At 43.0% G+C, this 24,361-nt stretch carries 19 protein-coding genes and 1 riboswitch; of the genes, 14 read left to right on the top strand and 5 right to left on the bottom strand.

What is annotated here, in order from left to right; all coding sequences use genetic code 11:
- Positions 1-6: 6 nt before the first annotated feature.
- The 7 genes from EJ419_RS08220 (at position 7) to EJ419_RS08190 (ending at position 7,045) form a co-directional block, all read left to right on the top strand.
- Positions 7-693, top strand: a complete 687-nt coding sequence (locus tag EJ419_RS08220) for a flavodoxin (RefSeq protein ID WP_131285442.1) — start codon at positions 7-9, stop codon at positions 691-693.
- A complete protein-coding gene (locus EJ419_RS08215) occupies positions 693-1,985 on the top strand; it encodes an FAD-binding oxidoreductase (protein WP_131285440.1) in 1,293 nt (430 codons plus the stop codon). Before EJ419_RS08220 ends, EJ419_RS08215 begins: the two co-directional genes overlap by 1 nt.
- A 58-nt stretch (positions 1,986-2,043) precedes the next feature.
- Positions 2,044-2,997: an alpha/beta hydrolase gene (locus EJ419_RS08210; RefSeq protein ID WP_165496286.1), complete on the top strand. Its 954-nt coding sequence runs from the start codon at positions 2,044-2,046 to the stop codon at positions 2,995-2,997.
- Between the two features lie 91 nt (positions 2,998-3,088).
- Positions 3,089-4,081, top strand: a complete 993-nt coding sequence (locus EJ419_RS08205; RefSeq protein WP_131285436.1) for a CE1 family esterase — start codon at positions 3,089-3,091, stop codon at positions 4,079-4,081.
- A gap of 130 nt (positions 4,082-4,211) precedes the next feature.
- Positions 4,212-4,868 (top strand): NAD(P)H-binding protein, encoded by a 657-nt coding sequence (locus EJ419_RS08200; protein WP_131285433.1) that lies wholly within the window; start codon positions 4,212-4,214, stop codon positions 4,866-4,868.
- Positions 4,869-4,967: 99 nt separating this feature from the next.
- Complete coding sequence (locus tag EJ419_RS08195; RefSeq protein ID WP_131285431.1) at positions 4,968-6,323, top strand: MFS transporter; 1,356 nt, start codon at positions 4,968-4,970, stop codon at positions 6,321-6,323.
- Positions 6,324-6,475: 152 nt separating this feature from the next.
- On the top strand, positions 6,476-7,045 hold the full coding sequence (locus tag EJ419_RS08190; RefSeq protein ID WP_205668857.1) for a TMEM175 family protein: 570 nt from the start codon (positions 6,476-6,478) through the stop codon (positions 7,043-7,045).
- Positions 7,046-7,127: 82 nt separating this feature from the next.
- On the opposite strand, the gene EJ419_RS08185 is transcribed toward EJ419_RS08190, so the two are convergent.
- The 4 genes from EJ419_RS08185 to EJ419_RS08170 form a co-directional block, all read right to left on the bottom strand.
- Positions 7,128-9,482, bottom strand: a complete 2,355-nt coding sequence (locus EJ419_RS08185; RefSeq protein ID WP_131285429.1) for an energy-coupling factor transporter ATPase — start codon at positions 9,480-9,482, stop codon at positions 7,128-7,130.
- Between the two features lie 116 nt (positions 9,483-9,598).
- Complete coding sequence (locus EJ419_RS08180) at positions 9,599-10,237, bottom strand: ECF transporter S component (RefSeq protein ID WP_131285427.1); 639 nt, start codon at positions 10,235-10,237, stop codon at positions 9,599-9,601.
- A gap of 6 nt (positions 10,238-10,243) precedes the next feature.
- A riboswitch (FMN riboswitch) is annotated at positions 10,244-10,362 on the bottom strand.
- A gap of 103 nt (positions 10,363-10,465) precedes the next feature.
- Positions 10,466-10,654, bottom strand: coding sequence for a hypothetical protein (locus tag EJ419_RS08175; protein ID WP_131285425.1), 189 nt, complete (start codon positions 10,652-10,654; stop codon positions 10,466-10,468).
- Positions 10,651-11,283, bottom strand: a complete 633-nt coding sequence (locus tag EJ419_RS08170; RefSeq protein ID WP_165496285.1) for a nitroreductase family protein — start codon at positions 11,281-11,283, stop codon at positions 10,651-10,653. The genes EJ419_RS08175 and EJ419_RS08170 overlap by 4 nt, the downstream gene beginning before the upstream one ends.
- 98 nt (positions 11,284-11,381) lie before the next feature.
- Here EJ419_RS08170 and ppgK point away from each other — a divergent pair, with 98 nt between their 5' ends.
- From ppgK to EJ419_RS08155, 3 genes are all read left to right on the top strand, one after another.
- Positions 11,382-12,143: a polyphosphate--glucose phosphotransferase gene (gene ppgK / locus EJ419_RS08165; RefSeq protein WP_131285421.1), complete on the top strand. Its 762-nt coding sequence runs from the start codon at positions 11,382-11,384 to the stop codon at positions 12,141-12,143.
- Between the two features lie 68 nt (positions 12,144-12,211).
- Positions 12,212-13,396 (top strand): pyridoxal phosphate-dependent aminotransferase, encoded by a 1,185-nt coding sequence (locus EJ419_RS08160; protein WP_131285419.1) that lies wholly within the window; start codon positions 12,212-12,214, stop codon positions 13,394-13,396.
- 8 nt (positions 13,397-13,404) lie between these two features.
- Positions 13,405-14,058: an FUSC family protein gene (locus EJ419_RS08155; protein WP_205668856.1), complete on the top strand. Its 654-nt coding sequence runs from the start codon at positions 13,405-13,407 to the stop codon at positions 14,056-14,058.
- Here EJ419_RS08155 and EJ419_RS08150 read toward each other — a convergent pair.
- Entirely contained in the window at positions 14,048-16,267 is a 2,220-nt protein-coding gene (locus EJ419_RS08150; protein ID WP_131285415.1) for a hypothetical protein, read from the bottom strand. The two genes, EJ419_RS08155 and EJ419_RS08150, sit on opposite strands and share 11 nt — an antisense overlap.
- 62 nt (positions 16,268-16,329) lie before the next feature.
- Here EJ419_RS08150 and EJ419_RS08145 point away from each other — a divergent pair, with 62 nt between their 5' ends.
- Genes EJ419_RS08145 through EJ419_RS08130 form a run of 4 tightly spaced genes read left to right on the top strand, consistent with a single transcriptional unit; the run spans position 16,330 to position 24,337 of the window.
- Complete coding sequence (locus EJ419_RS08145) at positions 16,330-19,860, top strand: tetratricopeptide repeat protein (RefSeq protein ID WP_131285413.1); 3,531 nt, start codon at positions 16,330-16,332, stop codon at positions 19,858-19,860.
- Complete coding sequence (gene ligA / locus EJ419_RS08140) at positions 19,853-22,420, top strand: NAD-dependent DNA ligase LigA (protein ID WP_131285411.1); 2,568 nt, start codon at positions 19,853-19,855, stop codon at positions 22,418-22,420. Before EJ419_RS08145 ends, ligA begins: the two co-directional genes overlap by 8 nt.
- 44 nt (positions 22,421-22,464) lie before the next feature.
- Complete coding sequence (locus EJ419_RS08135) at positions 22,465-23,673, top strand: Mrp/NBP35 family ATP-binding protein (RefSeq protein ID WP_131285482.1); 1,209 nt, start codon at positions 22,465-22,467, stop codon at positions 23,671-23,673.
- Complete coding sequence (locus EJ419_RS08130) at positions 23,666-24,337, top strand: SGNH/GDSL hydrolase family protein (RefSeq protein WP_165496283.1); 672 nt, start codon at positions 23,666-23,668, stop codon at positions 24,335-24,337. Before EJ419_RS08135 ends, EJ419_RS08130 begins: the two co-directional genes overlap by 8 nt.
- Positions 24,338-24,361 lie beyond the last annotated feature (24 nt).

Here is a 24,361-nt window from a genome sequence, read left to right as displayed (position 1 = left end):
CATAAGATGAAAAAGAGAATCACGATTTTTACTATTGTGTTAGCGCTCATTGTCGTAGCCGCTGGCATATTTATGTATACGCGCTCGCAAGCACGTAATCAGGCTACTCAGGAAAATTCTGCAGCTGTATCTCAAGCGAAAACAACTCGTCAAAGCACGAAGGATCTTTCTGGAGACCATGATGTATTAGTAGTTTATTTCTCACGTACTCAGGGCGTATGGAATGGACCGCTAGAAATAGGTAATACGGCCCGTATCGCAAACTTTATTCAAGAAGCAACTAATGCTGATACGTTTGAAATTCTTCCACAAAACGATTATCCAGACGACTATACTCAGACAACTCGTATAGCTCGTGATGAGCAGAATAATAATGCCCGTCCAGCTATCAAGGGTGATTTACCAGACTTAAGCGGATATGAGTATATCTTTATCGGTGCTCCGGTGTGGTGGGGAGAATATCCGATGATCGTACGAACCTTCTTAGATGCTGAAGCAAACGGTTTGTCGAATAAAACTCTTATTCCATTTACTACCAATGAAGGCTCCGGCTTGGGCAATACTCAATCGCAGCTCAGTTCGCAGTTCCCACAGGCAACTGTCCTAGATGGTTTTAGTGTGCGTGGTCCTGAAGCAGCTAATTCTCAAGCAGATGTTGACTCATGGCTTAAGCAGATAGGGGTAACACAGTAATGAAGAAGCATCCTTTTGCGCTGTACGCAGTATGGGTAGCTATCCTTGCTATTCTCCCGCTCCCACTTGTTTATTTGCTGAATACTAATCTTGTAGCTGGAACTCGTGATCTTGTAATCTATGATTTTGGAATCACTGCTTATGTATGGTGGCTGGCTATTATTTATTTGTCAACTAGGCCAAAATGGCTTGACCGACTTATCGGGCTACCAGCCATGTATTTTGTACATGGTATGGTTGGTGTCCTCGCGGTAGTCTTAGCATTCGTTCATCAGCTTTTGGCCTATACTTATCATGATGAAATTCGTTTAACAGGAGATGTGGCTTTTTACCTAGCCGTTTTCGGAATTATTTATGCGAGTATATTCATGTCAGGCTGGTTTGTTGACCGTTTCCCAGTTGCTCGAATCACTAAAGAAAAGTTACAAGTTTTCTTTAAACATCAGCTGTCGGTATGGATTCACCGGTTAAATTTTGTAGTTGTAGCACTGATTTGGTTACACGTCCATCTGATTCCTCGAGTTGCTAACATAACAAGTTTCATTATTGTTTTTAATGTATATACGTTGGTTTCTCTAGGCACATATGCTTACAGAAAGTTTGTCTCCTCGTATGATGAACGTTCTACTGGTATGTTGGTTGAGAATAAGGCATTATCCGATAATGTTCGCTCAGTGTCGATTAAATTTGATAATGAGCAAAATTACAGGCCAGGAGATTTTTACTTCATTCGCTTTAGCGCCAAAGGAGTTTCATCAGAAGTTCATCCTTTCTCAGTTGCTTCCTCACCTCTTGACGATAAACATACGATACGTTTTATCATCCAAAGTGTTGGGGATTACACGGCCGATATAAAAAATGTCCCAATAGGTACGAAGGTATTTGTAGAAGGACCATTTGGACGATTCGATGCGATTGCTAATGAGAATTCTCAAGCTCCACTTGTTCTTTATGGATTAGGCTCAGGCGTATCTCCGCTTTACAGTATGGCTTTAGCGTATGCAAAAACCGGACGACAAGTTCACCTTATCTGGTCAGCTAAGAATGAGAATGAGATGTATCTCGATAGTGAGTTTACAAGGCTTGCTGATAGTAATTCACATGTCAGATATGACGGAAAAGCTCATCGCTTTACCCAAGAGGATTTGCATTCAGTTATCAGTCAGCAAGAGATGGATTCAGCACAGTTCTTCATCGTGGGGTCAGCTCCTGTAGTCATTCGAGTAAGATCACAGCTCAATGCCATGGGAATTCCACAAGCTCGACTTTATGATGAACGATTAACTATGTAGATGTATGAGCCGCCTACATGCGGTATGGCAGTACGTCATGTAACGAATGGATATTAAAATGCGAAAAACGATATTACGTGTAGGTGCGGCAATAGCGGCAGTTCTCATAGTCGCGGTAGTTGTTTGGCTTGTTTATATACGACTCAATTCGTCAGGAACTAGCTCGGCAACCACACGTTCCCAACCTACGTCACAAATAACTCGCTCTTCCCAGCAAGGAAGTCAATTGCAAACAGTTGATTACAACATCGAGTATGACGGAAAAACATACGATAAAAATGTCGTTGTTTATGTGCCAGATGCATATAAACAAGGAACGCCTATGAATATCCTTTATCTTATGCATGGGTCGACTGGAAGTGGCGAGCAAACTGCTCAAGCAATGCAACCGCTTTTTGATCAGTGGATTGCACAAGGGCAAATGGAACCTATGCTTGTTGCTTTCCCTACATATTATCCAGATAGAAGTTTTGTCGTCAGTAATTATTCTGCCGATTATCCTCTTAACCATTTCTTCGCCACCACAGAAGTACAAACAGTAATGCAGAAGGTCGAATCTCAATTTACTACCTATGCTTCTGAAACAACTGACCAGAGCTTTGAGGACAGTAGAATGCATCGTGCATTTGGCGGATATTCAATGGGCGGTATCACTACATGGGATGTGCTTGTTGACCAGAGTCAGTATTTTGGGTATTACATGCCAATGGCAGGCGATAGCTGGATTGGTCAAACGACTGGCAACTCGTCCACTAATGAAGTAGCAGATACTTTAGTGTCGGGTCTTGAAAAGAATGGGTATACTCCCAATGATTTCAAGATTATCGCTATGGTTGGTGAAAATGACGGTACAAAGTCTAGTATGATTCCACAAATAAATGCTTTGCGACGAGAGCACTCCAATGTGATTAATGATAATAATCTTATCTATTGGGAAAATGACAACGGAGGCCATAGTCAAGAATCATTTGAAATAGAAACTGAGCATGGTATGCAGTATCTGTTTAAGTGATATCACGCTAAGAGAATCATTCCGAGTTAGTTTGAGAGGTTGTCTGAAAAGAATCTTTACGTGTAATTGATGTCGAAGAATAGAGATTTTCATGCCTAAGAAACGCGATAGGTCTTTTATCGAGCGAGGTTTTATAAGCGCAGGGATTGTTGCATTGGTAATTTTAACTGCTGTTATCATATTCTTGCAGGTTCAGTTTTTCGCAAATATTGAATCTGGAGAACAGTCTGAAACCAGTGACACTCAGGCTAGCTCGATATCGCAGGGCTCTTCAACGACCTTCATGGTGGGGGACAGGAAGAGCTACGTCTATGGTCGCGAAACAACGCTGACTAGTAATGACAAGTTGTCTGGTAACGGCAGGGAGAAAGTTCCGCTTGTAATTTTCCTTCACGGAACTGGTGGTGATCCGCAAGAGCAGGCAATTGACTCCGGTTGGTCCGAGCAAGCAGAAAAAAGTAATATCGTCGTTGTCTCTCCTGAATATAATGATGTGGCCACTTATACAGAGGTTGACTATATCGTTGATGTCATAAATCGAGCAAGCGAGCTTTATCCGATAGATACTAACCGTGTTTATTCAGTTGGTTTTTCGAATGGGGGAGCTACCTCTGTGGCATTAGCAGCACGTCATCCAGAGCTTATCTCGGGAATCGCTGCGTATGGATGGCAAGTAGATCTTCTCAATCCGCAACAAGGCTATGAAATTCCTTTTCAGGTCATTCAAGGTTCACAAGAATCTACGCGGTATGACTACGACAAGAATCCCATGGTCCGAAGTGATACTGCTCAATCAATACGAGGCTTGCTTTTGTATAATTCTATGATTGATAGTAACGTGCAGCCAGACTATAAACAAACCCCATACTGGGGCTACATTCCGAATGATTCTCAAACGGATATGGTTGATGGCGTTAATTGGACTATCAATAATTATAGAAAAAAGCAGTATAGACAGCCTTTTGCACAGTTAATACTTATCGATGGAGCAGATCATCGTGTTAATGCACACGAAGCTTATTATTCATGGGAATTCTTAAAAGAATTTGAACGTGATGATAGTGGAAAAATTGTGGCTCGATAGTTCAAACAAAGCTGCGGCATAACTTGTATCTCTCTCATCAACGAAATTAAGATAACTACTTATAGATTTTCCTATAGTTTTTACTATGTAAGGCAGTATTCGCATTAATAAAATACAGAAAGGTATACATATGAAAAAGGTACTTATTTTAGGTGCTAACGGACAGATTGCACGCATCGTTGAAAAGCGTTTGCTCAATGAATATGATGATGTAGATCTGACCTTGTACTTACGAAATAGCAGCCGAGTTAAAGATATCGTTGATCTTGATACTGAGCGTGTACATGTAATTGATGCAGATATTCATGATCAGGAAGCTTTAAATGCTGCAATCAGTGGCCAGGATATCGTATTCATCTCGAATGTCGATCATGACAGTGATAACGCTTTAACACAAGGTGTCATTGACGCAATGAAGAAAGCGGGCGTATCTCGCGTTATTGCAGCGAATGTATTGGGTATTTACGACGAAGTTCCAGGGGAATTTGGCCGATGGAATACTCAGATGCTCACACGTGATGGACTCAAGCGTGCTTTACGCTCAGATCAAATTCTCGAGGAATCGGGATTAGATTATACGACTTTGCGTTTGCCGTGGCTTAACGATAGAGATGAAATTGATTATGTCATCACTCATAAGGGTGAAGAATATGTTGGCGTATCAGGCTCACGGCAAAGTATGGCTGACGTAGTTGTCAAGATTGTCTCTAATCCAGATTATTTGAGTCGAGAAAGCATTGGCATTGCAAACAGTAGCACTCAGGGTTCAGATCGACCGGTGTATTAAACGAAGTAAGAACCAAACCGGTAGAGCGGGGTAGGCAGCCGAAATTAGCAAGGTAAGTCGCAGAAGTAATTACAAGCACAGCATGAGAAAGAGAGAAGAATGAAAAAAGACGAAAATGCAGTTAAAGGATTTGGCATTATTCTGCCGATTGTTCTTTTAACCTACTTTATGATCTTATTAGACAATTCAATTATCTTTACTAGTACTGTGCATATCAGCAATGATTTGTCGATGTCGTCATCACAAATCGCATGGGTAAGTAATGCGTATGCTCTCACTTTCGGCGGCTTACTTCTGTTCTTTGGACGCCTAGGAGACATATATGGAAGAAAGTATGTCTTTTTAGCAGGGCTTGTTATTTTTACTATTGCTTCATTCCTAGTAGGAGTTTCGCAAAGTGCGACAATGATAATCGCAATGAGGGCATTTCAAGGTATTGGGTCTGCAATTCTAGCGCCAACTACATTGGCTCTTTTAATGGATACGTATAAGGGAGAGAAAAGATCTCGAGCTATAGCCTACTATGGTGTGACTGCTGGCTTAGGCTCAAGCTTTGGTCTGCTCATCGGCGGATTAATTACGAGTTATAGCAACTGGCGGTATGGTTTCCTGATTAATGTGCCTGTGGGAATACTCATGTGTATTCTTACATGGATATTCGTTCCACAATCAGAACGTAACTCTAAATCGCGTGTCGACTGGTGGGGAGCAGTTTTCTCGGTAATAGCTTTTTCGGGTCTTGTCTACTTTATAGACGGTCAGTGGTTGCGTTTATATGCCGGGCTTCTTAGCCTTCTGGCTTTTGTGTGCTTAATTATTGTTGAGTCAAAGCATCAGCAGCCATTGATGCCATTATCGCTTTTCCGTAGTGGGATACGCGCGAGTGCCTATATTTCGCGCTTCTTCTTTATGGCAGCAAGTATGTCGTATTTCTTCTTGATGCCACAGGCGCTACAAAATTTCTACGGATTTACACCATTCCAGGCAGCTTTAGCTTTTATTCCTATGACCGCTACGCAATTCGTCGTATCGTTATTGGTAAATAAGCTCAGTGATAAATTCTCTCATATTGCGGTGCTTATAGCAGGTGCTGTTATCGATGGTATAGGGATCGCACTGGGTGCTTTGATAGGTCTTAACTATGGATATGTATGGGGAGTTGCAATTCCTATGCTACTTATCGGTATAGGGCAAGGCTTGGTCGTTGCTCCAATGACTATCAAAGCTGTAGAAGGAGCGAACGAAACTGAATCAGGAGCTGCATCCGGCGTAGTTAATACTGTCCATCAAATAGGTGGTGCAGTGGGATTATCGATTGTTACATTACTTACAGCTAATATTATTGAAGCTAATGTTATGATCGTTCGAGCTCAGTATATTATGCTTATTTTTGCTGTGATCATGGTTCTTGCTGGTATTAATATAGCGCGAGTTGAAAAAACGCACAGAAACTAATACGCCAAGACTGAGAGGATACATCGTGCTACTTAACCCCTCTAATATGCATTGGTTGGTGTAGTCTTTCAAAGGAAAATACGAGAAGTTGCGAGCTTACGGATGTTGACGAAGCGCATATCCATAAGACGGTATAAGGAATGTAATTAAATATGAGTATGTCCAAAGAACGACTAGTTGCTTTTACTGATGCCGTATTGGCTATTATCATGACAATTCTTGTCCTGGAACTTGAACGACCAAAGGTTCTTACATGGGGAGCTTTTTGGGATTTGAGGACGAATTTCTTTGCTTACACGATTTCATTCTTTTGGCTTGGAACGATGTGGGTGAATATGCATCGCTCGTGGGATAGAGTCGAGAAAATTAATAATACGCTTGTATGGATTTCTGTCTTGCTACTCTTCTTCTCGTCGTTCTTCCCATATACTACGAGTATAGTGTCATCGAATTTTAATAATTCTGTTGCACAAGGCGTTTACGGAATTATCGTTATTCTCGTTTCATTAGTAAACGTGTGGATGTATGCGGAACTCGGGCGAGTTAGTACTGACCAGGAATTAATCCTACGTGCAACTCGACATAATTATCTAATGATTCTCGATATTGCTATCAAAGTCATTGGACTCATTATTAGCTTGACTGTTTGGCCACCGGCGATGATGTGGGCGGTGCTTCTGACAGCATTCGTATTAATTATGCCTCGTGCTGTGCGTGGCTAATAGATAATAAAGCGCATTAAAGAAAAGCTGGGAAATCTCATACCGAGATTTCCCAGCTTTTCATTTAATATCGATTAAATATTTATAGCATGGTTCCTACTGTAAGAAGAGCAATGAGATATGCGATATACGTAGCAATAAGGGCATAATCTCGCCATGTTACTCGCATGATACGCCACGGAACTCTGTGCGATAAATTATCAAACCCGCGAACATCTAATGCGATACTCAGCTTATCCGCATGACGAAGCGCTGATGAAAACGAAGGAATGATGAGCGCTTGAATAGCTTTGATGCGCGAGGAAAATGGCCCGTGTGTAATAGTTGCGCCACGCAGACTTTGGGCCGTCATGACATTTCGAAAATCGTGTGTAATTATTGGAAGAAAGCGAAGCGACAATGATGTGGTTAAAGCTAGCTCATGTACAGGGAAACCGATTTTTTTCAGTGGCTTACACATCGACTCGACGGCATCAGTAATTCGATTTGCAGGAAGAATATGCATAGTAGAAACAGCAATCACTGCTAAAAGCGCAAAGCGTCCCGCGTAAAGAATACATGACCATACGCCTGCATCTGTAATGCGTAGCATACCTGTATGAATGATCTCATTGCCGGTTTGGACGAAGAACAGATTAAAAAGCCCCATAAACGCGATGAAAAGCCAGAAACCGTGGAGCTCTTTTACAAGCTTAGAAAGTTGGATATGAGACATTGCTACATATGCTCCAGCTACTACGACTCCTAAAAATAACTGCCATGGCGTTTCTAGAGCAAAAGATGTAAAAAGAACGCACAAAGTTACAATCGTAAGGACGCGGGGGTCAAAGCGCGACATCGGTACAGCTTGTTGTGACGGAAGTGGGGTAGAAGCCGAAATCTGAGTATTGTCACGAACTTCGTGAGTATTTTCTGATTGAGGTGTATTACATTTCTCGTGTTTTTGTGAAGTTATATCGAATCCGGTGTCATTCAGTACAATCGCACGCGTAGCAAGTTGCTGGATATGATTGAGAGAGTGGGTAATCATAACGATAGTCGTACCACTGCGATGGAGCGATTTAAGTAATGTCAATATTTTCTCTGCTGTAGCAGTATCGACGCCAGCAGTTGGTTCATCGAGGATGAGAAAATCTGGTTTCATGACGAGTATGCCTGCGAGAGCAACGAGTCGCTGTTGGCCACCAGATAGATTCCAGACAGGGCGTCTAATGATACTTTCTAGCCCAAGAAAATGTGTGATTTGTGTGATACGTTCATCAACTTCTTGAGGATCTACACCAAAATTTCTAGGTCCGAAGGCTATATCGTCATACACAGTGGATGCAAAAAGCTGCTGCTCAGGCCTCTGCATAACAAAACCGATACGTTTCGCATAAATATTCATATCGCCTAAGCTAGGCCTGAGAGCTCCTGAAAGCATACCTGCAAGGGTGCTTTTTCCGCTGCCGTTTGGACCACTTATCGTGACAAATTCACCACGAGCGATGCTCATATTAAAATTATGGATGCCAGATTCACTGTCGGTGTAGGAATACGATATGTCGCGTGCATCTACCAGAAGTTCAGGATGCGAATTAAGGGTATTATGGGCGGTCTGAGCTGATGCATGGGACGATACGAGAATTCCCAAATTTTCTATATTGTTTTGTGTTGGTGGGAGCAAGCTACCATGAGTGTGTACATGACTGATATAGTCTGTGCTACTCATATCTCGTTTAACTTCACCATTGTGCAGTTCAACGACACGATCTGAATAACGAGCGAGCTGAGTATGATGAGTAATGAGAATTATTGTCTTGCCTGATTTGTGAATGTTCTTAAGGGTTTCAAGGAGACATTCACGTGCGCTTTCATCGACGAAAGCGAAAGGCTCATCAAGAATGAGTAGTTCGGTCTGTGGAGCGAGGGCTGATGAGAAAGCTACTCTTTGTTGCTGACCTCCAGAAAGATTATGCGGATCGTGATTCGCGAAATTTGTCATTCGTGTATCGTCAAGAGAAGAGTACACAGCATGTGCCGTATCTTGTGGCTGCCAGCCAAGATTTTCAGGTTCAAATGCCACATCGTCTTTTACTGTTGCTCCAACGATTTGGTCTTCAGGATTTTGAGTAACATACGAAATATGGCGACGAGCTTGTATGTAGGCTTCACGATTAATAGAAACTGAATTATCGTAAACAGTTTCACCGTATAACGTTAATCGTCCCGAGCTAGGAGCACTTATACCGGCAAGTAAACGCGAAAGTGTTGTTTTGCCACTTCCATTAGTGCCGATAATTGTGACCCATTGACCTTGTGGAATGGAAAGATTTATATCATGTAGTGCATTGTACGAATCATTATGTACCGCAGATGTATGAGAATCTGAAGTCTTCGCGATACCGGTATATGTGAAACTCACATGCTCTAATTCGATAGCTAGAGAAGGATTCATAACATTATCCTTATTGTCTAGTGAACGCGCTGTTAGATATATGTCTAAGCAGTGCGTTCACCAAAGAAATTATTACTATTGGCGCATCCAAATGCCTGATAGCAATTCTGGATATCTTAAACTCGACGGCTTGCCGTCTGAGAAGCCGTAAAGGATTTGAGTAATCCAGTGATTGGCTTGTAGCACACCATCGTAATGATTAAATGAATTCCGGCCTTCAGAAGATTAAACGGAAGAAGGATAGGCACAATCATAGCGATTACTGCACTTAACGGGGTAGCAGTGTAGAAAGGCGTGATAATGAGATTAAGGATAATTGCTGTGGCAATGAAGCAAACAGCGCCCACAATCATTGAGATTATTGCCGTTTTGCGAGTACGATTTCGTGAATACAACCATGCAGATGGCACACTAAAAGCAATAGAACATGCGATCAGAATAAGACCACCAAATGGATTTGTGAAAACATGAGGCAAAGCGCTCAGAACACTGATAATTACCGCGGCAAGCGGACCGTATGCGAATCCTGCAAGGAGGACAACGATTCCACTTGGGTCATAACGTAAAAATGGCGCAGCTGGGAAAATAGGAATTTGAATGAAACTAAGTACGATAGCTAGAGTAGTAAAAAGTGCATAAATAGCTATACGCTGTGATGTCCAATATGGTTGCAGCGATTCAGCTGTTTCTTGGTTGGATTGTGAATTAGTGCTCTGTGAATGAGAGTTATCGCTATTTTGGGTATAAGAAGTCATAGTCTTCTTCCGTTCCTTTTTATCCGGACTATACCGTTGGCTTTGGAATCACACCAAATCAACCGCTATGCGGGTCGCGGGCTATACCGCCAGTCGAGGAGTTACGCCTCGCCCTGAAACTTACACAATAACCATAACATGGTCACGCAACCTCTACCGTGATGAAGACATCAAGATAGTTACGCAAGGCAGCCAAAGAACGTAAGGACGGGAGTCAGCTCTGTACATCTAACGAAGAGTGTAGATAGCGTTATCTCCCCAAGTCCATTGTCCGGAGTGTGGATCATCTGACGACGACGTGATGCCGATATGAGCATGTAGCTTTGCAATTCCTAGAGCCAAGTTGAGAGCTATATAGTTGCGAGGATTCTTCGCTATAATGGACTCACGTGCGGATTGTTCAATAGACGCGCTCATGGAATGATCTCCATCAAGATGCAGTCGAATTGGCTGTTTATTGTGAGGAGAGGGAGCCTTTGCTGAGCACGCCGATACCATGACGGTGTATCATCAGAGAGCTCAGAAAGGCTTAGCTCAGATAAAGGTAGGCTTGTGCGATGCTCGCGTTGATAGTTCTCTCGTTCGTCGAAGGATTGTTCAAGTACATCCTTTTGATTGTGGAAATAACCAACGGCAATTGCAGCAAAGACAGTATGTGATGGGTCAATATGAGCGATGCTCGCTGTTAAGTCCATATCGATACTGTTATCAACCCAGCATGTAGCAAGTCCCATAAGCGTAGCAGTAAGAACTAATCTCTCGCCATAAAAACCGGCTTTTTCGATAGACTCGTAATCGTTCGCATCTCCACTAAGTACTATGACGTGAGCTGCTCCTTCAAAAATGCCATAATTCTGAACTGTGTGTGAGAAAATCTCTGGATGATTTTCTAGCAAAGTAAAATTAACTCCTGACAATAGTGACATTGCATCAATATTTTGGCGAAGCTGATGAATGATGCCATCTTCAATAAGATCGCTAGTAAATGAACGTGAAGAAACTCGTACATCAATTGCATCGATGACTTGTGAATGCGTAGTGCTCATACTTGCATTATAATGGGCACAGGTGAGATGAGCGAAGAAAGATGAATTTGCACATCGCAATCCATGCATACTGTGCATACCTAAGAAGGAGAAGGCTCATGATTGAAACGGCTCAAGCTTTTGGCATCGATATTGGTGGCTCAGGTATTAAGGGGGCACCTGTAGATCTGATAAACGGTAAATTTGCTGAAGAACGTCTTCGCATTCCAACTCCTGAGGTATCAACTCCCGAAGCAGTAGCTGATATAGTTAAGCAAATTCTTGACCATTATGATGTCCATGATGGAACGCCGATTGGCATTGCGTTCCCGGCCCCTGTCAAGGCGGGACACCGATTGGAATACATAGCGAATCTTGATCAATCCTGGGTCGGTATTGATTTGAATGCTTTTATGAGCGAGCGCACGGGGCGTCGAGTTCACGTAGTGAACGATGCTGATGCGGCTGGCCTTGCCGAAGTACAATTCGGCGCTGCAAAAAACGTTGAAGGTGTAGTTATAGCGACAACTTTGGGCACGGGAATTGGAACCGCATTGATTATAAACGGTACTCTTGTGCCTAATACAGAACTCGGTCATATCGAGCTTGAAGGAAAAGACGCAGAGAAATATGCCGCGGACTCTGTGCGTTCAGCTAAAGAGCTGACATGGAAGCGTTGGGGAAAGCGTCTCACGAAGTACTATTCATTGCTCGAGAAATATTTTGATCCTGATATCTTTGTTGTGGGTGGAGGAGTATCGAAAAAGAGCGAAAAATTCTTCGAGTACATCACGATTAAGACTCCAATCGTTCCAGCTGTTCTCTTGAATGATGCTGGAATTGTAGGTGCAGCTTTCTATGCATCAACGCAAGAAAAATAAACGAAAGCTTAAAACAACAATAGCTTTCGCGGGGATACTCATACGAGGGAAGTAAGGATTATCAGCTCGTGTATTTTTCTCATCGTATAGAAGATACCTATGTCAATGCTCTGTCTCAACGTTCGAATGAACTTCAGGGACAGGGCATTGCCATTTCACATCTTAATGATTCAAATCCGACGCATTTTGGTCTAAGCGTGCACTCACCTGATTTTGAGTATAGTGCTAGCGCGCGTGGGGACGAAAGGGCACGAATTTACCTCACGCAGTACCTTAGTAAGCGATACCAGAGAACTCTTGATGAGAAACACCTGTACCTTCTTAACTCGACTTCACAAGCCTATGCATGGCTCATGATGCTTCTGTGCGATCCTGGCGATTACATTCTTTATCCGCGTCCGGGATACCCATTGATTGAATCGATTTGTTCTCTGTGCTCTGCGCATGCGTTACCCTATCATTTGGAATACGATGGGTCTTGGATGATCGATTATGTTTCTATTGAAGAACAACTTCGAGAACATAATGGCGTGGAAAGTGAGCATCGCATTAAAGCGATTGTTCTGATTAATCCTAATAATCCGACCGGGTCATATGTTAAACGTCAAGAACGTGAACGAATTATTGCATTATGCAAGTTATACGATATAGCGATTATTACTGATGAAGTTTTCTATGATTTTTCGTTAGACGCATTTGATGATCGAGACAGATTAGTCGGCGAAAAAAATGTTTTGACTTTTGCTCTTGATGGGTTTTCAAAAATGCTTGCTGCTCCTGATGCAAAAGTCGGCTGGATTTATGTAAGTGGGCCAGAAAATGATGTTCATGCAGCTCAAAAGCGTTTAGACATGATTGCGGATGATTTCTTGCCCATGTCGTCGTATATAACTCGAGAAATTCCTTCGCTTCTCGAGCGTGCTGATGCACAAAGTGAAAAAATACGTGTGAGATGTATGACTAATCTTACATGGCTAAAAACATATACGACAGATTCAAACGAAACTCAAGGGATAGTATCCGTATTACGGACTGAAGGGGCATGGAGCGCACTATTGAGATATCCATCATCCATTGATGATGATGAACTGGGAATTATGCTCCTCAACAAGAACCATAGCATGAGTGCCCCAGGGTATTTCTTTGATATTGAGACGAATGGCTATATGTCGGTGTCTTTGTTACCGCAATCCGATACCTTTGAAAAGGTAATGAAAGAAACAATTCGTATCATTGAAAGTTTTATAGAGTAATGCTGAACGTGAAGAAGATTCAAGAGCGCGCCCAGAAAACAGTAGATAAAGTGGCCGATCATATTGATAAACCACGTGTCACTACTCTAGAAATTGAAGTGGCTATCGGTATTGCGATCGTCGCAGTTGTCTCACTTTTTTCCATTCATTATATGACAACATCAATGGCTACTGCTGTTGTTGTGTGTACGCAAATTGATCGTAAAGAAGCTCGAAAAGCGGGACTTCGCCGATTGATTGGCACGATGTTTGGCGGACTTTCTGGATTACTGGTTGTCGCGTTGGATGATGTTATGGGCAATAATCCCTACATCTTCGTTGCTCTTGCATTTACGGCAATTATCATCATTGGTGCGCTCTTCTATGGATTTAAATTGCCTTCGGCATCATGGAAAATTACAATGATTTCCTTAGCACTCGTGATGCTTGTGCAATTTGGCGAAGATCGGATGCTGTATGCTATTTATCGTTTGATAGGTACAGTTTTGGGTGTATTGCTTAGCATCATCATTACTACGGTATGGGCTCATACACAAATGGCTATCCAGCGAATGCGTTCAGCGAAGATTGACGATTCAGATGATGACGATACAGTCGGTAATACAGCCGGCGATGTGGTCGGCAAAGCAGTCGACAAAGCAGTCGACAAAGTTAAGGAATAATTGTCATCGCATCGCTGATGAATGCATATAATTGCGGTGCATATTGAATGAATGATGCAAAGCGGTTGGGGATGAAAATTGTTGCAATAAGGATAACAATTTCATATGTTGTTGCGAGAACGATAGTCCAATTTATCCATAGTCGCATCTTTCGAGACAATCCACGTTGAGCATAAGTCATAATAAAGAGAAGTGGAGCGAGAGCAGCAAATGTAAACGCCCATGAGAAATCAGCTACGTAACGCCAAGCGATTCCGCCACTTCGTGTGATAAATACGCATAAGAAAGTTCCTACAAGGACACCGAACACAGTGTATACCCACATAAATCTGTGTAATAAATGATGGCGAACACGTGGAATAAGAGCGGATATAAGAGCAATAAAGATAACGGGAGCAATAATAAAAAGACCGGCGATAAAAGTTTCTCTATGAATCCATGTACTCGTCACAATCGATGGTGATTCAATATATGGTGGATTTGAGCTAAATTCTAACGGATAGAAGAGATAGTAGAGACTTCCTTGAAGACTTGCAATAGGTGAAGCGTGCAAATGCATGACATCGGTAACAGTTATCTGATAGCGCGATCCAAAATCAAAAATTGATCCAAAACGCCACCAGTTATACCACAAAGAGGGAAGTATTCCTAGGATAGCGGGAATGATACATGCCGCGGTAGCTTTTACTACGGTTGACAATGGCTTTTTCCATACCGTTTCAAAGAATATAGGAGCCACAAGAATGGCCATAAAAATAAATGTAGGCCGGCATGAGCTGCTTAAAGCAATGAGTAACGAGCCTATAGCCATGCGTGCATAATCTTTAAAACGAGGCGCCGATGACGAAACTTTCATCCAGATGAACAGCCCAATGGAATTAATACAAAGTGCGCTGGTAAAAGCAACAGCGTATAAATTGGTTACCATGAGTAGTTGAATAAAATTCATACCCACAAAAACGCTTATCAGCACTAAAATAGTATGACCGATACTTGCTCGAGGGAAGTAACGCTTGATAAATCGTATAACCGTGGCCAAAGTCATAATAATTGAGATAGCAAGAAGCGGAGCAATAACTGTAAAAATTGAAGGCCACTGACCGGTAAGAGCATGAAAAGGGATATAGATGAGCAAGCTCGGCAGAATTGCGAAGTATGAATACCAATGATTATTAAAGAACGCATAATCCCAGTAGATTTGAGATCCTTGCGACAGTAATATATTGCGTGCTTGTGGGTCGTATGGATTCGATAGGGAAGCGAAAGCATCATCGATGGGAAGATTAACCCACGGGTGCCCTTCAAGAATCGACTGTGAAGCCAAAATATAATGATGATACGAATATATGTAATTTCCTTGCTCGAACCATGTATCCTCACCGACAAAAATTCCTGTAGCAACCATACTCGCGACTGCTAAAAGTGTGAATGGAAGTATAACGAATAGTCCAAAATAGCGTTTTTGCTTGCGACTATGAGTATTGAGCTCAATAGAATAAATGCGTGAACCAGGTCTCAAGAACCACACAAAAGCGCATAGAAGGAAAATTGCAATAACTCGGAAAATATTGAAATGAAATGGCTTATGCGCGTTGAGTGTTACGGATTGAAGAGGAATAATCGTTGTAGATGGTGTAGCTGAGCGCGTATCCAAAGGGGCTTGTGGAAAATTAATAATAACTTTCCCCGATCGTGCTATCTTATCGCTGACTTGGGATGGAAGGAAAACAAAGGAATCTCTATGTGCAGTAAGAGTGACTTGCTTAGTTCCTACTGTAATAGGTGAGAAATATGAAGATGGTGTTGCATCACTTGTTGTGAATTCAAGAGTGGAAATATGAGTTCCAGGTTTTACTGGAATGACAAGTGAAGCATCTAAATGAGAAATTTCAACAGCTGTAGTATCAGACTTTGTATTGCTGTCGGCTGCAGACGAAATAAGTCGTGCATTGTTGAGGCTATAAGTGCATGAATTCGAAAGATTGCATGACATCGATTCATCGGATGATGGCGAAATCCATGAACCGATATTAAAAACACAAATTTCGATGGTAATAATTATGAGCAACGCTACGAGCGAAAAACGACATGACGGTCGCTCAACAAAACTGTGAGCGCGCTCGATGAAGCTGGAAGGTGTAACGTTGCTGAACTGAGTATTATCCGCCGTTTCGTCGTTAACTGTTCCTTCATAATGAGCGCGTGCCATGTTCGTTATTCTATTAGAATGAGTGCCCAATCATGTCATGTCGGTTTGGGACAATTATGAACATGTCTACGAAGAATTCTGCACAGGTTTTAGAATCGGTATCAAAAATGTTTCCTTGGGCCGACAGCATGTATACATGCAGAATTTACATGAGTCGTAAAATCGTGGCAACCATGGTCATCGACGGGCACAGTTTCTTAGTAGGCTGGATGCACAATCCTGCAATAATGCCCCTTAACCGCTATGCCTTGGGAATTTTTACCGACAAGCAGAAGAGTCATTTCATACCTATAGCACTTGCAAATACTGATGGCGAAATTTACGAAACGAGCAAGCTACGTGCTGATTTGAACGAATTAGAATCACGCGTATACGTCGGAGTCGAAGGCGAAGGGCGAGTTAAGATAAGTCGCTTTATGCGTACGAAGCCATCTGCTTCCAATTCATCGGTTATTAATATTAAACATGGTGCGGTTATTGCGCGCAGTGAAAATGGTCGAGCGCGTTGGCTCGCTTCATTTTTGAAACAGGGGAATCGGTATACTTTTGAGCAAGTTCGTTCTTCGATATTAACGGCTGCTGATTTGGCTAATAATCGTGAAAAGGACGCAATGGTCATTGCTTACTTTATGATTTACGCTCAGCCAACCTTAGCGTTAGATAACCCTCGTGTGCTCGGATTTGGCACTTCAAATATTTACCGCCGTTTACGTCAGCAAGCACCTTTGAGTGCAATTCGCATGAGCAATGCTGATATTGATGACGTACGTTCCGCTGGTCTTCGCGTATCCGGTTTGGAAGAATACTTCTGCCATGCTATGAAGGAATCAGGAGCCCTAGAGCGTATTCCTCACCTTGAAGCAAAGCATGGGCAAGAAAATCTTGAGACTGAAACGAACCCTCGCTCGCATCTGTATTACCTTCATTCGCGAGACGGTGTAGATTTTGATGCAGCTGTAAAAACTTTGCGTATTGAGTCTAATCTTAACCGTTTTGTTACTACGGCAAGTGTTATAGAAAATAACTATCATTTTGATTTCTTGCCTACTGAGGACAGCATCCATGTCTCGTATGTGGCGCAATTGAGCGAAGATTTATTAGAGAATCCTGCTTTCGATGCTTTGAGCACTTTGGACACTCATGGAGTTGAAGATGTTAAAGCTTATCCAGCTCTTTGGTATACACGCGATAAGAATCAGACTTCGGTGCCAGAATCATCCTTTACTTCTCGGTGGCTGGGACAATTCTATGCTCAAGCGCGCGAAAAAATAACTGATCCTCAGCAATACACGGTGCTTAATAACATTCCGCGTATTAATGCTGTGTATCCAATGGTTCGTGCCGCTCGAGAAACGGCATTTGGCATTGCAATGCATAATGATCCGTATCGCAATCTTGCGCAAACACAGCAGAATCATGGAGCGCATAATAGTCAATGGGTGTATCGCCAAGCATTGTCTAGACTTATCACGTATCTTCGTTTGCCACTTAGAAGCGATATAGATTTTCGAGCTGATGTTGAAAAAGCGCGTGCTACGGTAATTGATTTCACTAGCACAGCTTCTACAGGTATGCCTTTACAACGCTTTGATAGCGCCAGCCAAACGTGGGTTGACCTGTCTGATACTGAGCGTGCGCAAATGAGTTCTCGATACAATTTGCGAGTAGGAATTATTCTTGCTGCGTTAGCCTTTGGAGCAAGCGATAACATAGATAAGGTTGCTATCCGTATCGATAGTTTGGATAGTACACAAGATCTTGAAGATCGAGATCCGACGATGTATGCGCTTCTCATGCGTGCGCTTGAAAAAATGGGAATGGATAATCAATCACCTTCATCCTCCTCGAATGCGCCTTCTAAGGAACAGCTCCATTCGAATTCCCAAGCACCAGGGCATACGCGTTCCACGGATACCCAGAATACTTCAGGCGCTCAGAATTCTTCAGGCACGCAGACTGATAATGCTGTGCTCAATGCGGAATCTAATACTGCATCGTCTGATAATGATGCCTTCTTTGATATTATGAATTCTGCGAACTTTAGCGATGACCAGATTAACGCTTTTGAATCGTATAATTCACAGCCAACAGATGCTGAAGTTGATGAAGTATTCAATGCTGTGACAAGCGCGAACGACGATTCTGCTGGTGAAAATCACAGTGGAGAATCGCAGAACGATGAATCTAATTCACCAGTAAAAATTACCTCTGCTCCTGGTACCGATCCTCTGGAACTTATCCGTCGTACTGCTTTGAATAATACTGTTGCTGCTGTGGTTTTTGAGCGTCAACATTTTATGGAAATTCTTCGCGAGTATGGCTTAACGAAACCATATGATTTCTATCGTGAGTTTGAGACCTGCACGATTAGTCCTAATGCGGATGGAGTATTGCAGCCAATTGAGACATCCATTGATATTCGCGATACATTCTTCTCGCCAGAAGGTTCACAGGATGAGCCTGAGATTTCTCGAGCAGTGTTGTCGGACGAGACCGCTGATATGCTAGGAACTCATACTGCGCAAGGTCTGTCGATTCAACGTTCGGATATCCTGGAACGTGCACAAGAGGACATTGCAGCATTTGCACAAGAAACTGATTTGTCGGTTCCTCAGAAAGCTCAAAAGATCTCCGAATATATAGATTCGATTAATGATCCGGAACTTAACGAATATAAAGAATCTTATCTACGAAGTGTGATTGACGGTACTGCTATCGATCGCAATCGTTTTACATTGTCTAATGAATTGGACAATGTGCGTGAGAAATCCCGTGAGACCTTCCTTAAAGGAAACGCCGAAGAGGCATTGACGATGCTAGAAGATCATCTGGAAATCTTAGATGCGAAATTTAGGAGTGGGGATCGAGTTCCTGTATATTTCAATTCATATCCTGAACGAGTAGTGTATAACAAGCTTCGCGCATCATCGCAGGAAAATCTCGTTCTTATTCCGGATAATCTTTTTAGAGCTCATATGGAATTAGTTGAGGTCTATAGTCAGCTTGGGCAGCGCGACAAAGCATTAAAACATGTGAATATGGCTGTTTCGTATGCTCCAGTATATGCATTCCCTCATTTGCGTCTATCTGTCATGCTTGCAGAAGATGAAGATTGGAAGTCTTCTTTTGCTGCCGCGCATAATGCTTTACTCGTCGCCTTGGATAAGGATGATGCGGCTTATGCGTACTATCGGATGGCATATGCCGCATGGATGCAAGATGAATTTAGTACTGCAGCTGCGTGCTATATCATCAGCATCGGTATTTCTGAACGTGCAGTTCCTCATGCACGCGAAGAGCTTAATGAATTGTCATCACGTGCACGATCACAAGATATTGCTCTTCCGGATAGTGCAGATGAAGCTGCGGATGCTTTGATGTATTTCGGTATCGATCTATGGCCATTTACGGATGCGGTGCAGCTGATGACTCCAAGTGCTAAAGCAGCAGTAGATAGTAATCTATTTGTTGCTGCCCGTGCTCTTAATATCGCTGCTATTAATCTCGTCCCAATTACTCAAAATTTGGATGAGAATGATGCGGAAGCATTATATATTGTTCAATCTCAATTCTTAAGGTCGCTTAATGCCTGAAATTCAAGATACTTTCGATTTTGATGATGCGTTTTCTTCTGCTGGTTATCCTGCTTCCGGAGGTTTCGGCTTGAGCTCTTCTGAGGTCGATAACGGCAATAAAAATGGGCTACGAGCGGGTAGTTCGAAAAACTGGTGGGAATCATTAGAATATACCGATGACAATGCATTATCGCTTAATAGTGCAGATATATCGGTCTTATCTACTGAGGAAGCAGCTCGCATCTGGGCTCAGATAGCTGCATGGGTTGAGACAGATCAAATTGCTTATTATATTAATGATGCTCCCGCATCGTCGGATGCAGCCTATGACGCGCGTATGGAGTTCTTAAAACGGTTGGAAACAGCTTTTCCAACTTTAGATACAGAGCAGAGTCCTACACATCGTGTGGGAGGTAATTTCTCTCAAGAATTTACCTCTGTCGAGCATCCATCTCGGATGATGAGTCTTGATGATGTCTTCAGTATTTCTGAACTCCAAAATTGGTACGTAGGAGTACGACGCCAATTAGGTATGACTGAACATGAGCCTTTATCCATGACTAGCGAGGTAAAAATTGATGGACTCGCTCTTAATCTTATCTATCGCAATGGGGTTTTGGAGCAAGGGCTTACTCGCGGAGATGGGGTAATAGGCGAAGATATTACGGCTAATGTGCGTACTATTGCGTCGATTCCACAAAATCTTGCCGGCGATGCTGATGAAATACCTGAACTTGTAGAAATTCGCGGAGAAGTTTTCATGCGTTTCGATGATTTTGAAGAACTTAACCGCGAAAATGAGAGACAGGGTAGAGCCCTGTTTGCTAATCCTCGTAATGCAGCAGCTGGGTCGTTACGACAGAAAGATCCACGTATTACCGCCACGCGTAAATTATCCTTCTACGCTCATGGATTAGGCATAGTGCAGTGGCCTGAGGGCTCCGAGAGAGCATCTGGGGTTGAACGCCAATCTGATGCGTATGAACTGTATAAAACGTGGGGAATACCTATTTCGTCACATACTCGGATAGTTCAATCGTTCAACGAAATTACCGACATGATTGATTATTATGGCGAGCATCGTTATGATATCGAACATGCTCTGGACGGTATCGTAGTTAAGGTCAATGAACGCAGTATCCAAGAGAGAATGGGCAGTACCTCGAGAGCTCCTCGCTGGGCGATTGCATACAAGTATCCTCCAGAAGAAGTGAATACTGAGTTAGTGGATATTACAGTTCAAGTTGGTCGCACTGGTCGAGTAACTCCTGTAGCGCAGCTTAAGCCGGTTCATGTAGCTGGTTCGACAGTTTCAAGGGCAACCCTTCATAATCCTTCTGAAGTGGAATTCAAGGGTGTGAAGATTGGTGATATCGTTGTTGTACGTAAAGCAGGCGATATTATCCCAGAAATCGTAGGGCCTGTTATGGCCGCGCGTGCGGGTAGAGAAGATCGATTACGAGATTTTGTCATGCCGCAAGTGTGTCCAAGCTGTGGTACGCCTATCGCACCTGAAAAAGAAGGCGACAAAGATATACGCTGTCCGAATTCAGAATCGTGTCCGGCGCAGTTGACCGAGCGAATTATCACGTTTGGATCTCGTACAGCATTCGATATAGATTTCCTTGGCGATCAGGTCGCTTCTGCGCTCGCAAATCCTGAGCTCGATCGTCCTACTTCGGTGAACTTGTATGCTCCGCATATGAAAGCTATCGAAGTTATTGACGGACAAGAGCCTGACGACTATGAACCAGCTGAAGATCTAGAACTTCCTGCGCCTCAAACGCCTGTAGTTCAGTCATTGGCTGATTTGTTTACGCTCAGTGTCGATAAGCTTCGTGATGTTCGGGTGTGGCGTGAGATTCCGCTAGTGCGCATTACTCGGTACATTGATCCTGATACGGGCAAGAAGAAAACCAAGCGTAAGAAGATAGGCGGCTCTGGTCTATGGCATCAAGTTCCGGCCTTTTATAATGCTGCTAAAAATGATGAGACACCGCAGCCATCAAAGAATACTCTTTCCATGCTTGAACAGATAAGTCATGCTCCCGAAGCTGAAATGTGGCGCGTTCTTGTCGCTTTGTCTATGAGACATATTGGTGCTCCAAATGCGCGTGCCTTAGCAGATTTGTATCCTTCGCTTCCATCATTTTCTGGTGTGTCGAGGCAAGAACTGCTACAAATTAATGGTATCGGTCCAGCTTTAGCGGATTCAGTGTATTCATGGATGTCGCATCTGGGAAATACGGCAGACTGGCGTGGGCGCATTCTCCAAGCATGGATGGATGCCGGCGTTGGGATGCGTGTTGTGCAGAAGGAAGAGCTATCACAAACTCTTAGCGGGCTTACTATCGTAGTCACAGGATCTTTAGATGGTTTTACACGAGATGGTATTAAAGAGACGATTATCGCTCACGGAGGAAAAGCGTCAGTATCAGTGAGTAAAAAGACATCCTATCTCGTTACTGGTAATGAACCTGGGGCATCTAAATTAACCAAAGCTGAAGAAGCTGGCGTGCCGATAATTAATGCTGAACAATTTATGACATTAATGGAGACAGGACAGCTACCTCAATGAATGCTCAACAACTTGACGAAGACATAGACTCTATAAAGATTGCGATGAAAGATACAGAGAATGCCATTAAGCCATCCGAACAGGTTATAGCTCGAGAAATTTACGCGCGCTTAACCGGTGTGATTGACCCAGAGCTGGGAAAATCGATTACTGATTTAGGTATGGTTACTGGCGTGAGCGTTGAAAATACGTCAGCGAAGCACTATGCTGTCAAAATTAGTATTGAACTTACTGTCCCGGGTTGCCCATTATCAGAAGTTATCCGTGAACGCATCGAGTCTGCTGTCACGTCGTATCCTGATGCTGACTTGTCGTTGACTCTTGATGTGGGGTCAATGGGGGAGGAAAAACTTAATCATCTTGTTGCAGAGCTCAAAGCTGCAAGACGAGAAAATCCGTTTCATAAGCCAGGTATCAAGACGCGAGTATTTGCCATAGCATCTGGAAAGGGTGGAGTAGGAAAATCGAGTGTTACAGCTAATCTTGCTGCCACTTTTGCTGCACTAGGATATGATACAGCTGTTATTGATGCTGATATCTATGGTTTTTCTATGCCTAAACTTTTAGGCGCGCATTCTCACCCTACGAATCTTAATGGTATGCTCATGCCTGTTGAAGCATGGGGAGTCAAAGTGATGTCCATCGGCATGTTTGCCGGTTCGGATCAAGCTATCTTGTGGAGAGGCCCAAGGCTTCAACGCTCGCTAGAGCAATTCCTCTCCGATGTGTGGTGGGGTGAGCCTGATGTTCTACTTATTGATATGGCTCCTGGAACTGGTGATATGGCTATCTCAGTAGCTCAGTCTTTGCCGAACGCAGAGCTTATCGTCGTGACAACTCCGCAACCTTCGGCGTCCGATATTGCGGTAAGAGCTGGACTTGTGGCGTTGCAGGTTCCTATGGATGTGGCAGGGGTCGTAGAAAATATGTCATGGTATGACCATGATGGACAGCGACTTCGTATTTTTGGCCAGGGTGGTGGGCAGCGTGTAGCTGATCAGCTCACACAGCAGCTGGAAACAAAACTGGGGCATAAAGTGCCGCTTTTAGCACAGTTGCCGCTTGAAACTGATGTGCGTGAGGTGGGCGAAACTGGACGTCCTGTTGTCTTAGACGAAGATGGACAACTCGCGAGTAGCGATCTTTCGATTCGTTTCCAAGAAATTGTGCAGCAACTTATGGAAAATAATCAAACGGAAATTGTTACGCATAATGAGGATAATGAGGATAGCGAGGATGAGTCTCATGAGTGATTTCGCTCCACGATGGGAAAAACATCCTGGTAATGCTCATCAATTCGATGTTACAACTATTAAAGCTGAGAGTTCTGAACTATCCGGGAAAACTCTTTTTGCGTTGGGTTCTTCTATTACGTGGGGATATGCCTCAGGAGGACAAGCACTCGGCGAGTATCTAGCGCAACGCTTTAATCTTCATCTTATTAAAGATGCTGTTAATGGCACATCTATTGCTGGAGATGCTTCCGACACGTATGTAGCGCGACTTAAGAAGCATAATCATCATACTGATTCGCCGGATATGTTCTTAATCCAATTATCCACGAACGATGTCTGGCAAGGCTTTAACGAGGACGACGTTATAACATCTATCCGTGAGATGATCGCATATATCGAACAAGAATGGAATGTTCCCATTGTCTTCTATACAAATACTCATTTTGATAACGAACAGTATGCACAAACAGTGAGTGCTTTGCAAGATGTGTGCAAACAGAAATCACGGTGTTCACTTATCAATTTATGGAACAATGTGTCACTCAATAATGTTACGGCCAATCAGCTCAAACTATATATGTATGACAATATACATCCGACACGTGCTGGATATATGACATGGTGGGGGCCTGAAGTTGCTCGGCAGCTGCTTTTAATTGATGCACTGGTGTGTAGGAACTAGTGTAGGAATTAAAAGTAGCGTTCA

This window comes from Alloscardovia theropitheci (genome assembly GCF_004332295.1).
GTDB lineage: Bacteria > Actinomycetota > Actinomycetes > Actinomycetales > Bifidobacteriaceae > Alloscardovia > Alloscardovia theropitheci.
Note: the sequence above shows the minus strand (reverse complement) of the source record. Positions and strands in the feature narration are given on the sequence as shown.